This window comes from Marinobacter nauticus (assembly GCF_003634635.1).
Classification (GTDB): domain Bacteria; phylum Pseudomonadota; class Gammaproteobacteria; order Pseudomonadales; family Oleiphilaceae; genus Marinobacter; species Marinobacter nauticus.
Genome location: NZ_RBJB01000002.1, coordinates 178,168 through 190,829 on the forward strand (window position 1 = coordinate 178,168; position 12,662 = coordinate 190,829).

9 protein-coding genes are annotated in these 12,662 nt (G+C 57.6%); 8 read left to right on the plus strand and 1 reads right to left on the minus strand.

All coding sequences use genetic code 11. The features are described from left to right. The first annotated feature begins 190 nt into the window (after positions 1 to 190). From C7436_RS00865 to rluB, 4 genes are read left to right on the plus strand one after another with little or no spacing between them, the layout of a single operon-like run. Complete coding sequence (locus tag C7436_RS00865) at positions 191 to 1,405, plus strand: tryptophan--tRNA ligase (protein WP_011784667.1); 1,215 nt, start codon at positions 191 to 193, stop codon at positions 1,403 to 1,405. A 37-nt stretch (positions 1,406 to 1,442) separates the two neighbouring features. Continuing rightward, a complete protein-coding gene (locus tag C7436_RS00870; RefSeq protein ID WP_023011050.1) occupies positions 1,443 to 2,270 on the plus strand; it encodes a segregation and condensation protein A in 828 nt (275 codons plus the stop codon). Positions 2,271 to 2,286: 16 nt separating this feature from the next. After that, entirely contained in the window at positions 2,287 to 2,952 is a 666-nt protein-coding gene (gene scpB / locus C7436_RS00875) for an SMC-Scp complex subunit ScpB (RefSeq protein ID WP_023011049.1), read from the plus strand. 41 nt (positions 2,953 to 2,993) lie between these two features. After that, positions 2,994 to 3,980 carry a 23S rRNA pseudouridine(2605) synthase RluB gene (gene rluB, locus C7436_RS00880; RefSeq protein ID WP_022992466.1) on the plus strand — a complete coding sequence of 329 codons (987 nt, stop codon included), beginning with the start codon at positions 2,994 to 2,996 and terminating at the stop codon, positions 3,978 to 3,980. Positions 3,981 to 3,989: 9 nt separating this feature from the next. Here rluB and C7436_RS00885 read toward each other — a convergent pair whose 3' ends face one another. Beyond that, positions 3,990 to 4,916 carry a GGDEF domain-containing protein gene (locus tag C7436_RS00885; protein ID WP_022992465.1) on the minus strand — a complete coding sequence of 309 codons (927 nt, stop codon included), beginning with the start codon at positions 4,914 to 4,916 and terminating at the stop codon, positions 3,990 to 3,992. 272 nt (positions 4,917 to 5,188) lie between these two features. Between C7436_RS00885 and C7436_RS00890 the strand changes: the two genes are divergently transcribed. The 4 genes from C7436_RS00890 to ligA all read left to right on the plus strand — a co-directional run bounded on the left by C7436_RS00890 (position 5,189) and on the right by ligA (position 12,570). Next, positions 5,189 to 5,869 carry a GntR family transcriptional regulator gene (locus tag C7436_RS00890; RefSeq protein WP_022992464.1) on the plus strand — a complete coding sequence of 227 codons (681 nt, stop codon included), beginning with the start codon at positions 5,189 to 5,191 and terminating at the stop codon, positions 5,867 to 5,869. A gap of 1 nt (position 5,870) precedes the next feature. After that, positions 5,871 to 9,362, plus strand: a complete 3,492-nt coding sequence (gene smc / locus C7436_RS00895; RefSeq protein ID WP_121206365.1) for a chromosome segregation protein SMC — start codon at positions 5,871 to 5,873, stop codon at positions 9,360 to 9,362. A 130-nt stretch (positions 9,363 to 9,492) separates the two neighbouring features. Continuing rightward, positions 9,493 to 10,509: a cell division protein ZipA gene (gene zipA, locus C7436_RS00900; protein ID WP_121206366.1), complete on the plus strand. Its 1,017-nt coding sequence runs from the start codon at positions 9,493 to 9,495 to the stop codon at positions 10,507 to 10,509. 24 nt (positions 10,510 to 10,533) lie between these two features. Further along, a complete protein-coding gene (gene ligA / locus C7436_RS00905) occupies positions 10,534 to 12,570 on the plus strand; it encodes an NAD-dependent DNA ligase LigA (RefSeq protein ID WP_121206367.1) in 2,037 nt (678 codons plus the stop codon). The last annotated feature ends 92 nt before the right edge of the window (positions 12,571 to 12,662 follow it).

A 12,662-nucleotide genomic window follows, 5' to 3' on the forward strand; every position in this document is an offset into this window, starting at 1 on the left:
CCCTGAGCTTCACCAAAACCCCCGGATTCGCGAGAATTCCGGGGGTTTTGCGTTATAGGGCTCCGGTTTTGTGCCGCATTGCTTAACGCCGGCGAGTGTAAAGACTATAATGCCCGGTCAGCCTGATTTCAGCGGCCGGTTTAGGCGCTGATCTCCGGCGCTCTATAAACAGAAAGAAGGAGTTCGTGCTTTGAGTTCTGTCGATTCCCAGCAAAGAGTGTTGTCCGGCATGCGTCCGACCGGCAAGCTGCACCTCGGCCACTACCATGGTGTGCTGAAAAACTGGGTCAAGCTCCAGCACGAGTATGAGTGCTTCTTCTTTGTGGCGGACTGGCACGCCCTGACCACGCAATACGATGATCCTTCAGGCATTGAGCAAAGCGTATGGGATATGGTCATCGACTGGCTGGCGGCCGGAGTTAATCCGGGCTCGTCCACCATGTTTATCCAGTCCCAGGTTCCGGAACACGCCGAGCTGCACCTGTTGTTGTCTATGATCACGCCCCTGGGCTGGCTGGAACGTATTCCTACCTACAAGGATCAGCAGGAAAAGCTGCGGGAAAAGGATTTGGCCACCTACGGTTTTCTCGGTTACCCGTTGCTCCAGACTGCGGATATCCTGATGTATCGTGCCGGCAAGGTGCCGGTCGGTGCTGATCAGGTATCCCACGTTGAGATTACCCGTGAAATCGCCCGCCGGTTTAACCACATCTATGGTCGCGAGCCCGGTTTTGAAGAGCAGGCCGAGGCCGCTATCGTCAAGATGGGCAAAAAGAACGCGAAACTCTATCGCAACCTGAAAAAACGGTATCAGGAAGAAGGCGATTTTGAGGCGCTTGAGACCGCACGGGCCCTGCTGAAAGAACAGCAGAACATTTCGCTGGGTGACCGCGAGCGGCTATACGGTTTCATTGAAGGCGGCGGCAAGGTGATACTGCCGGAGCCGCAGCCGTTGCTGACGCCGGAATCCAAGATGCCGGGGCTGGACGGACAGAAGATGTCCAAGTCCTACAACAATTACATTGGCTTGCGTGAAGATCCGGACAGTGTTGCTCAAAAGATCCGGACCATGCAAACCGACCCGCAGCGGGTGCGACGGACAGACCCGGGCGAGCCGGAGAAGTGCCCGGTCTGGGGTATGCACAAAGTCTACTCGGACGAGCAGACCTGCCAGTGGGTACAGGAAGGCTGCCGCAGCGCCGGTATTGGCTGCCTGGACTGCAAAAAGCCGCTGATCGATGCCATCATCGAGGAACAGAAGCCGTTGCATGAGCGTGCCCGAGAATACGAGAGCAATCCGGATCTGGTGCATTCCATTCTGCAGGAAGGGCGAGAGCATGCGCGCGATGCCGCCCGTGATACCCTGGAAGAAGTCCGTGCAGCGATGGGGCTCAGCTACCGCTGATTCCTGACCGCCAATAACGTCAAAGGCTGGCAAAGGCATGACCGAAGACACCAGGGAGCCGGAAGAGGCGCAGGCAACGACACCGGAACAGGTGCCGCTGGCGCTCGTATCCGGCAAACCCCTGGTGGATATCCCCAAGGATCTATATATCCCGCCGGATGCCCTCGCGGTTTTTCTGGAGGCCTTTGAGGGGCCGCTGGATTTGCTGCTCTACCTCATTCGCCGCCAGAACATGAATATCCTCGATATTGATGTCAGTGAAATCACACGCCAGTACATGGATTACATTGGTGCGGTGGAAGCGATGCGGTTCGAGCTGGCAGCCGAGTACCTGGTGATGGCTGCAACCCTGGCGGAGATTAAATCCCGTATGTTGCTACCCCGCCAGGAGAGTGACGATGAAGACGATATTGACCCCCGGGCAGAGCTGATTCGCCGGCTGCAGCAGTACGAACGCTTCAAGAAGGCTGCGGAGGATATCGATGAGATCCCGCGCATGGAACGGGATACCTATCCGGCTTCCGCTGCTTTACCCAAGCTTCCGTCATCGCAACCCCATCCGGACGTTGATATGAAGGAGCTGTTACTGGCGTTGCAGGGTGTTTTGCAGAGGGCGGATCTGTTTACCAGCCACCATGTCGAGAAAGAGCGGTTATCGACAAGGGAGCGGATGTCCCACATTCTGTCTGTGCTGCAGGGCGACCGGTTCGTAACATTCGAGAGCCTGTATACCCTTGAAGAGGGCCGGCTTGGCGTGGTGGTGACCTTTCTCGCCACACTGGAACTGGTGAAAGAACAGCTGATTGAAATCGTTCAGGCGGAAGTGCTCGGCCCCATTCATGTCAGGGCGCGGGCGGCAAGCTGAAGGATCGAGTGACACTATGAACGAAGAACATCTGACCCGTATTCAGGCTATTGCGGAGGCGGCACTGTTGGCGGCCGGCAAGCCGTTGTCTCTGGAGCAGCTGCGCGAGCTGTTTGGCGAAGATGAGCGCCCGGCCCGGCAGGTGATGGAGCATGCGCTGATGATGCTGGAGCAATCCTGTGAAGGCCGCGGCTTCGAGCTTCGCAAGGTTGCCAGCGGGTACCGATTGCAGGTCAGGGAAGAGTTTGCGCCATGGGTTGGTCGGCTGTATGAGGAAAAGCCCCAGCGTTATTCCCGGGCGCTTCTCGAAACTCTGGCCCTGATTGCCTATCGTCAACCCATCACCCGTGGCGAGATCGAGGATATTCGTGGTGTTACGGTAAGCAGCAATATCATTCGAACACTGCTTGAGCGAGAGTGGGTGCGCGTGGTCGGTCATCGGGATGTCCCTGGGCGGCCTGCCATGTATGCCACCACACGCCAGTTCCTCGATTATTTCAACCTGACCGGGCTGGATGAACTGCCTCCGCTTTCTGAGGTGCGTGACCTTGAGGAAATCGGTCGGGAAATAGAGCAGAACATGCAGGGAGAGATCAAATTCGACTCTCCTGATGGTTCCGGTGCCAGTCCGGACTCTGACTCGGAGTCCCAGGCGCCTGAATCGGATCAGACACTTCACTGAAACCCAGGTTTCAGCCCCGTATATCAAGGATATCTACCCTTATGGCGGCAAAAGGCCCCGAAAACAAAACAGCCCGTAGCGATCAGTCTCTAAGTGCAGGCCCCGAGCGGGTGCAGAAGCTGCTTGCCCGCGCCGGCGTTGGCTCCCGGCGGGAAGTGGAAGGCTGGATAGAGGCCGGTCGACTGCTGGTTAATGGCGTTCCGGTTCAGCCTGGCCAGAAGGCTTCCACTTCTGATCGTTTTGAGCTTGATGGCAAGCTGCTGGATGTGAGTTCAGCTGCCGAAGTTGTGCGTCGGGTGCTGATTTACAACAAGCCAGAGGGCGAAGTAACCAGCCGGAAAGACCCGGAAGGGCGGCCCACGGTGTTTGACCGCCTGCCGCGGCTCAAGGACCAGCGCTGGATCTCCATTGGGCGTCTGGATATCAACACTACCGGTCTGGTGTTGTTTACCACCGACGGTGAGTTGGCGAATCGCTTGATGCATCCCTCCAGTCAGATTGACCGGGAATACGCGGTTCGGGTATTCGGTGAAGTGGATGACGCCATGATTGAGCGCCTGAAGGAAGGTGTGCTGCTTGAAGACGGCATGGCCAAGTTTACCGATATCAGCCCGGCGGGTGGCAAAGGTATGAATCAGTGGTTCCACGTAACCTTGCTGGAAGGTCGCAACCGGGAGGTGCGTCGCCTTTGGGAATCTCAGGGCGTTCGGGTGAGCCGTCTCAAGCGGGTGCGGTATGGACCGATCTTCCTGCCCAGCCGGTTGACCATGGGCCGTTGGGAAGAGCTGGATCAGAAGGGTGTTGATGCGCTGAGCCGTGCCGTGGGGCTCGGCAGCGTTGCTGTACCCCAGAAAACTCCGGGAGAGCAGGCTGCCCATGATCGCAAGCGTCGCAAGAGTCCTGGTAAATCACTGCAACGGACGCGTAAAGGTGGAAGCTGGCAAGTCGCCGATGGTGCGCCGCCAAAAAAACGGTCTGATTCCCGCGGGAAGCCATCTGCAGGCAAGGGCAGAAAGCCCGCTCGCTGAGGCTTCTCTTCAGGAAATACTTGCGAATACCCGTGTGCAGTTTCTGCCGGCCGCCTTGGCCCGGTAGAGTGCTTCGTCGGCCCGGGCAAGCCATTGCTCGGGCTGTTCATCCGTCAGGTGCATCGCCACACCGCAACTGGCGGTAACCGTCAGAGGTGTTTCACCGCCGTCCACTCGAATGCTTTCAATGGCAGCCCGAATTCGATCTGCTACGTCACGGGCTTCCTGCTCGTTGGTATGAGGCAGGAGAATGGCAAACTCCTCGCCACCAAAGCGATAGACCGTGTCGGAATTACGCAGGGCCTGCTCAAGCTTTTCTGCGGTGCGAGCGAGAATGTGGTCGCCAACCACGTGGCCGTGGTTGTCGTTAATCAGTTTGAAGTGATCCAGATCGCACAGGATCAGGCTCCAGGGGGCGCCGTGTCTGTCCGCCATGGCGCTGGCGCGCTGGAGCGCCTCATCCAGTGCCCGTTTGTTGCCAATGCCTGTCAGGGAATCCGTCAGTGCGGTCTGTTCGATGGCAATGAACTGGCAGGCATTGCGAATATGGCAGATCGCACCGGAGAGCATCATCTCGATACCCGTCAGTTCCTCTTCGCTGAATCGCTGGCGACGGTGTAACGTCAGAGTGCCATACTGGTGACCTTCCAGAGAGAGACGGTACTCGCAGCGATGGGGCCCACCCATGCCAGTGGAAAAAACGAAGTCCTGACGGGCGATGCGGTGCCTGTAATTGAGGGAGTCGAAAGGCACCATGTCTGTCATCTCCTCCGCCAGAATCGACAGTTGCGCCTCGAGGGAGAGAGTGGTGCTCAGGCGTCTGGCCAGCCGGGCCATGACATCGGAGGTGTTGTTCCAGTCCTGGAACGACTGCTTCAAAGCGGCAAGCCGCGCGGGGCGGGAAGTGTTTGGCCGGATCGATGTCAGGTTTTTCACAGTAGGACGCTCTGCTGGTGACAAAGTGATTTGCTGTACCAATAAGCAGAAAAAATGCCATAAGATAAAAAATCAATAAAAACAAAAGGAAGGTGTCTCCTGTTAAAGTCGATTCCATAAACTGGCAGATAATATTTGCCTGGTTGTCAAAATTCCGGCAGCGGGTTGCCGGTTCTGAAGACGTGCAATCGAAATGTCGGACAAAGGGGTGGGGCTGCCAAAAGCCTGTGATAAACTCCTGCGCTTGAATGTACCAAGCGAGCTGTCGATTTATGAGATTTCAGGCACCGGAAAGCCTATCCGAACAGATTGCCCAGCATCTGGGGCAGCGCATTGTTGTTCGCGATCTCAAGCCGGGAGAGCGAATTCAGGAGCTCAAGGTCGCCGGCGATCTGAATGTCAGCCGCGGCTCCGTGCGTGAGGCTCTGCTGATTCTGGAGCGGCGTCATCTGGTTGAGATCTATCCCCGGCGCGGGGCGGTGGTGTCGGAGCTGACGATAGACTCGGTGAATGCCCTTTACGATATTTACATCGATCTGCTGTGCATGTTGGCTCGCAAGGTGCTGGAGCGTTGGCCAGGTGAACAGCTCGGCGGCGTGATGGGGCAGGTTAATGAAATGCAGGCGGTTATTGATGCCCTGAACTCGAATGCGCCCGATGCCGCAGAGCGGGTCATTGAAGCGGGGTTCGGGGTCATGCAGTACGCCTACCGTCTGGTTGACAATCCCTTTCTTGAGGAAACCCTCGAAAACTTCCGTCCCGCCATCAGCCGGACCTATTACGTGGCGCTGGATCATTTCCGGAGTGAGATCGCAGAAACCGGTACCTTCTTCCGTCGTCTGGCCGATGCTGCCGTTGAGGGTGATTCCGAGCGTCTGCAACGGGTTATTCAGGACTTTGGCGAGCATCAGCGCCACCAGGTTCTGAGTATTCTCACGGAGGAGACCGCCTGATATGCGGCTGAAGTCCATCAAGCTCGCGGGATTCAAATCCTTTGTTGATCCCACTACGGTGCCTTTCCCCTCCAACATGACCGCGGTGGTGGGCCCTAACGGCTGTGGCAAGTCCAATATTATCGATGCTGTTCGCTGGGTAATGGGTGAAAGTTCCGCGAAGTACCTGCGTGGCGAATCGATGACCGACGTTATCTTCAACGGTTCCAGTGCCCGCAAGCCGGTGGGACAGGCGTCTATTGAACTTGTTTTTGACAACAGTGACGGATCGGCGCCCGGCGAGTTTGTGAAGTTCAACGAGATTTCGGTAAAACGCCGGGTTTCCCGGGAAGGGCAATCCGAGTATTTCCTGAATGGCTCCAAATGCCGTCGTCGTGACATTACCGATCTGTTCCTTGGCACTGGTCTCGGGCCGCGCAGTTACGCCATTATCGAGCAGGGCATGATTTCCCGGCTGATTGAGGCGAAACCTGAGGAATTGCGGGTGTACATCGAAGAAGCTGCGGGCATTTCCAAATACAAGGAACGGAGGCGGGAAACGGAGAACCGTATTCGCCGTACTCAGGAGAACCTGGAGCGGCTGACAGACCTTCGCGAAGAGCTTGGACGTCAACTGCAGCACCTGGAGCGTCAGGCGGCCGCCGCGGAAAAATACAAAGCCTACAAACAGGAAGAGCGTGAAAAGAAAGCCGAGCTAACGGTGTTGCGCTGGAAAGCCCTGGATGACGATCTTCAGACCTGGCGCGGAAAAATCCGCGATACCGAGCTGGAACTTGAGAAGTTCCTGACCGAAAGGGTGAACCTGGAAACTTCGCTGGAATCGCTCCGGGAAGACCACCATGAACGGACCGAGCACTTTAACCGGGCTCAGGCTCGGTACTATGAGGCCGGGGCCGACATTGCCCGTATTGAGCAAAGTCTGGAGCACCAGCGCGAGCGCAGCCGACAGACTGCCGCAGAGCTGGATCAGGCCCTGGCCAACGAGCGCGAATTAGGCCGCGAACTGGAACAGGATGAAGAAAAGCTGGCCACGCTCCGGGAAGAGCTCGACATGATCGAGCCTGAGCAGGAGGCATTGGCGATACGTTCAGAGGAATCGGCCGAGAAGCTCCAGCAGGCAGAAGAGGCCATGAGTGACTGGCAGCATCGCTGGGATGAGTTCAGTACCCGTTCATCGGATGCCCGCCGGCAGGCCGAACTGGCGCAATCCCGAATTCGCTCTCTTGAAGACGCCATCGAACAGCTGAAAACCCGACAACAGAAATTGCGGGATGAGCAGGCGCTGCTCGACGGACAATTGGATCGCTCGGAGCTCGAGCAGCTTCTGGAAGAACAGGAAACCCTGGCACTGAAAAGGGAAGAAACCGCGGAGCGTATTCAGCAACTGCAGGATCAGGTGTATTCGAGCCGACAGGCTTTGCGCGACGCCGAACAGAGTTCATCTGAATATCGGCAGACGGTGCAGAGCCTCAAAGCCACGATGGAGTCCCAGCAGGCACTTCTGGACGAACAAATGGGTGCCGGCGACGATGCCCTGCAATCGTGGCTGGCCGATCAGGGGCTGACCGACGCGCCGCGACTTGCTGCGAAATTGTCGATTGAGGACGGCTGGGAGTTTGCCGTCGAGCAGGTCATTGGCCGCTTCACTCAGGGCCTGACGTTGCCGGAATTCGATCAACTGGCTACAGCGCTGGAATCGGCCCCCAAAGGTTTTGCGGTGGTCAGTGACCGTGCCGTTGCCTCCGAAACCCGTGGCCTGGCGGCCAAGGTGAGTGGTGTTGGGGCGATCAGCCAGCTGCTTTCTTTGGTTCAGGCTGCCGATACCCTTTCTGAAGCCATGGCCAACCGATCTGGTCTGGCGCCTGGCGAGAGCATCATCACCCGGGACGGTGTCTGGCTTTCTCGTGACTGGTTGCTGATGCCTGACTCCGATGCCGCTCAGGTTGGTGTGATTGAGCGTCAGAAAAAGGTAACGGAATTGCAGGCAAAGCTGGCGGAAGCAGAAGCCAGGCTCGAGCAGGCAACCGAGCAGCTTGAGCATCTCCAGGAGAAGGCGGAGCGTGCCGAAACCGAACGGGACGAGGCTCAAGCCCGCCACAGCGACGTCGAGCGGGAGCTTGGGGCTCTGGCCTCCCGTGCCAGTGGTCTGAAAGCCAGGGCAGAGCAGATTGAAGCCCGGCTGTCCCGGATCAGGGAAGACATTGCGGATGTGGGCCTGGCGTTGGAAGAGCAGAACGCCAACCTTCAGGAAGCCCGTGAGGAGTGGGATATTGCACTCGCATCCAGCGAGGACAGTGAGGAAGAGAAAGAGCAGTTGCTGGAGCAACGGGATTCTCTGAGGGAAACACTGGACCGCCTGCGCCAGGAAGCCCGGCATGACCGTGATCACGCTCATCAACTGCAACTACAGTTGCAGACACTCCAGAGCCAGCGCGACGGACTGCAGCAAACCATCGACCGGATGCAGATGCAGAAAGAGCGCCTGGAAGAGCGGCTGGATGTACTCAGGGAATCCCGCGAAAGTGCCGAGGAGCCTATTGAGGATCTCCAGTTGCAACTTGAAGGGTTGCTGGAACGACGACTGGCCGAAGAAGAAAAGCTCAGTGCCGCCCGGGATGGCCTGGAAGAGATTGATCGACAGGTTCGTGATCGCGAACAGGGGCGGAGCCGAACCGAGCATCAGGTTCAGGAAATCCGGGCTCGGCTGGAAAAACTGAAGATGGAATCCCAGGCCCTGGAAATTCGCTCAGGCAACCATATTGAGCAGCTCAAAGAACTCAACGTTAAGCTCCAGGACGTTCTCGAACAGCTGCCAGAGGATGCTGAAGAAAAGGTCTGGGCCGAAGAGCTGGAGAAAATCGGTAACCGTATCCAGCGTTTGGGAGCAATTAACCTCGCGGCCATTGAAGAGTATCAGGTACAAAGCGAGCGAAAGACCTACCTGGACGAGCAGCACAACGACCTGATGGAAGCGCTGGAAACCCTGGACAATGCTATCCGGAAAATTGACCGGGAAACCCGGCAGCGCTTCAAAGAGACGTTTGATCAGGTGAATGGCGGCCTGCAGGCCCTTTTCCCGAAAGTATTCGGTGGTGGCAATGCCTATCTCGAGTTGACCGGGGAAGACTTGCTGGAGACTGGCGTGGCCATCATGGCGAGGCCGCCGGGCAAGAAGAACAGCACCATCCACCTGTTGTCGGGGGGTGAGAAGGCGCTGACAGCCATCGCGCTTGTGTTCTCGATTTTCCAGCTCAATCCCGCTCCGTTCTGTATGCTGGACGAAGTGGACGCGCCGCTGGACGACGCCAACGTGGGTCGCTACGCGAATATGGTTAAGGAAATGTCGAAACAGGTTCAGTTCATCTACATTACCCATAACAAGATCGCCATGGAGATGGCGGATCAGTTAATGGGGGTCACCATGCACGAACCCGGCTGCTCGCGCCTGGTATCTGTTGATGTGGATGAGGCCGCCGCGCTGGCTGAGGCCTGATAGGCGCAGTGGTTGGTGAAATGCTCGCCAACCATGACAATAACGCCATCTGGGCCCGGTGTGCGTTGTATTCATTACGGGCTTTTCTTAGAGTAGCAACGTTCCAAACTGCAAACAGGACAGCAGCATTATGTCACTTAGGGAATGGTTAATTGCCATAGGTACCCTGGTTATTATTGGAATTGTGATTGACGGTGTGCGCCGTATGCGGCGTGCCCGGAAGGAATCCATGGCCATTTCGTCCGGTATGGGGGCCGACGAACTCAAGGATTCCCCGCTGGATGATGACTTCAACCCGGAATTGCCAAACGGTGGTGCTCGCACGGTTTCCCGCTCGACACTGGAAGACCGGGGCTATCTGAAACGCGATATGTCCGCGCCCGTAAGTGCTGATCAAGAAGACGATGTAACCCCGGAATCCGGCTGGAGCGCCCGGGACGACGATGAGGATGACGGCATCCTGAGCCCTCCCAGGGTCGTGAAACCGGAAACAGAAGAATCCGAGCCCGTTGAGCGCGAGGCGGTTAGCACTCCGGCACCGGCGGTGGATAGATCGAAAACCAGGCCCTCCCGTCCTGAAAAGGCCAAAGCCGAACCCGAACCCAGAGCGGAAGAGCCGCCGGTGGTTACCACCGAAGTTGAGGAAGATACCGCCAGGCGAACGCCCAACAAGCCGCGCAAGAATCAGCCCCTGGCCGGAGCCAATCGCCCCGAGGCCAGGGAAGTCCTGGTGATCAACGTGTTGGCTCGCAGCGGCGAGCAGTTCCAGGGCAGCAAACTCAAGAGCCTGTTTGAGGCCTGCGGCCTGGAGCATGGCGATATGGACATTTACCACCGCCACGAATCCGAGGACACCACCACGTCTGTGCAATTCAGTGTGGCCAATGCCGTGGAGCCGGGTACCTTCCGCCCGCAGGACATGGCGGGCCTCAGTACTCCCGGTATCAGTTTCTTCATGAGCCTGCCGGGGCCCACCAATGCGTTGCAGGCCTTCGAATTCATGCTTGAAACTGCCCAGTGCGTAGTCCGAAACCTTGGTGGCGAACTGAAAGATGAGCGCCGAAGCGTAATGACGCCGCAAACCATTGAGCACTGTCGCCAGCGCATTCGTGAGTTTGAACGCAAACAACGCTCCCAGCGAGCCTAGCAGCCCGTCCGGACCCCAGACCCGATGACCAACGTTCCCGAAACTATCCGTAAGCGCGTGGACTCTCTGCGCGCTACCCTCGAAGACCACAATTATTACTATTACGTTCAGGACGACCCCAGGATCCCCGACGCCGAGTACGATCGGTTGTTTCGGGAGTTGCAGAAGCTGGAAGCCGAACACCCGGAACTGGCGACAGAGGATTCGCCGACCCGCCGGGTAGGCAGCAGCGCTGAGACCAGTTTCGAGGAAGTTACCCATCGCCTGCCGATGCTGTCGCTGGATAATGCCTTCAGTGAGGACGAGCTACGGGATTTTGACCATCGGGTTCGTGACCGGTTGGGAGAGGACGGGGCCATTGAGTATGTCTGTGAGCCCAAGCTGGACGGTCTCGCCGTCAGTCTGCACTACGAAAACGGTACATTAACCCGTGCCGCGACTCGGGGTGACGGCTATACCGGCGAAGATATCACCGCCAATATTCGCACCATTCCGTCGGTACCTCTCAAGCTGCGTGGCTCGGGATATCCGGATCTTGTTGAGGTCCGCGGCGAGGTGTACATGCCCCGTGCCGGTTTCGAGAAGCTGAATGAGCGCCTGGCAGAGCAGGGCGAGAAGACCTTTGTAAATCCTCGCAACGCTGCTGCCGGAAGCCTGCGCCAGAAGAAATCGACGGTAACCGCCAGGCGCCCGTTGGAACTGTGTGCCTACAGTATGGCGGTAACTGATGAAAGTGTATTGCCTGAAACTCATTGGGACAGTTTGCAGCTTGTCAGGGACTGGGGGTTCCGGATCAATCCGGAAATGCGCAAGGCCGAGGGTGTGGAAGCCTGTCTGGATGCCTACAACGAATTGATGGCCAAGCGCGACAGCTTGCCCTATGAAATCGATGGCATTGTGTTCAAGGTAAACCGTCTCGATCTTCAGCAGGAGCTGGGTTTTGTTTCCCGCGCCCCGCGTTGGGCGATCGCCCACAAGTTTCCGGCCCAGGAAGAGCTGACGATCATTGAAGATGTGGAATTCCAGGTGGGTCGAACCGGAGCAGTGACACCGGTAGCCCGCCTGAAGCCGGTGTTTGTCGGCGGTGTGACTGTGTCAAATGCAACCCTGCACAATATGGATGAGATCCGACGCCTGGACGTTCATATCGGCGATACGGTGTTCATTCGCCGGGCCGGGGATGTTATCCCGCAGGTAGTGAAGGTGGTGCCGGAAAAGCGCCCGGCCATGGCGCCGATGGTTGAAATGCCCGAGCACTGCCCGGTCTGCGGCTCGGATATTGTCCAGATTGAAGGAGAGGCCGTTGCGCGGTGTTCGGGCGGCCTGTATTGCCCGGCTCAGCGCAAGGAAGCGATCCGGCATTATGCCTCCCGGAAGGCCATGGATATTGAGGGCCTTGGGGACCGGCTGATCGAGATGTTGGTGGACGAAGGTATGGTCAGCACCGTGGCGGATCTTTACCGGCTGACGAAATTCCAGATCGCCAGTCTGGAGCGTATGGGCGACAAATCTGCGGCAAATCTTGTTGCCGCCATCGATCGCTCCCGTGAACCGGTGCTTTGGCGGTTCCTTTATGCACTTGGTATTCGTGAAGTGGGTGAGGCGACCGCCAAGGGGCTGGCAGCCCATTTCGGCACGCTGGAAGCGATTTCCGAAGCGGATGAAGAGTCTCTCCAGACGGTGCCTGATGTCGGGCCTATTGTGGCCGGTCATATCCGGAGCTTCTTTGATCAGCCCCATAATCAGGAAACACTTGCGGCGCTGAAAGAAGCAGGCGTCACCTGGCAGGAAGAGCAAGTGCTGTCGGTCGATGAACAGCCTCTCAGTGGTCAGACCTGGGTGTTGACTGGCACCCTCTCCGGGATGACACGGGATGAGGCCAAGGAAAAGCTTGAGCAGCTCGGTGCCAAAGTGGCTGGTAGTGTCTCCAGGAAAACCGCCTGCGTTGTCGCAGGCGAGGCTGCCGGCTCCAAATTGACGAAAGCAGAGCAGTTGGGGGTGCCTGTGTTGGATGAGGCAGGGCTGGCCGACCTGCTTCGGGAGCATGGTGTCGAGGTCTGAGGGCTGCTGGCCAAAGAATCTGAGAACTCGCGCAGATCGCTCCGGATTCAAATTGGCTACCATGGCGTTGATCTGTAACGGTGTGTAAACCG

Bases quoted from the DNA above. Each gene is read 5' to 3' on its own strand.
- C7436_RS00870 (WP_023011050.1), top strand. From the start codon at position 1,443: ATGACCGAAGACACCAGGGAGCCGGAAGAGGCGCAGGCAACGACACCG.
- scpB (WP_023011049.1), top strand. From the start codon at position 2,287: ATGAACGAAGAACATCTGACCCGTATTCAGGCTATTGCGGAGGCGGCA.
- rluB (WP_022992466.1), top strand. From the start codon at position 2,994: ATGGCGGCAAAAGGCCCCGAAAACAAAACAGCCCGTAGCGATCAGTCT.
- C7436_RS00890 (WP_022992464.1), top strand. From the start codon at position 5,189: ATGAGATTTCAGGCACCGGAAAGCCTATCCGAACAGATTGCCCAGCAT.
- smc (WP_121206365.1), top strand. From the start codon at position 5,871: ATGCGGCTGAAGTCCATCAAGCTCGCGGGATTCAAATCCTTTGTTGAT.
- zipA (WP_121206366.1), top strand. From the start codon at position 9,493: ATGTCACTTAGGGAATGGTTAATTGCCATAGGTACCCTGGTTATTATT.
- ligA (WP_121206367.1), top strand. From the start codon at position 10,534: ATGACCAACGTTCCCGAAACTATCCGTAAGCGCGTGGACTCTCTGCGC.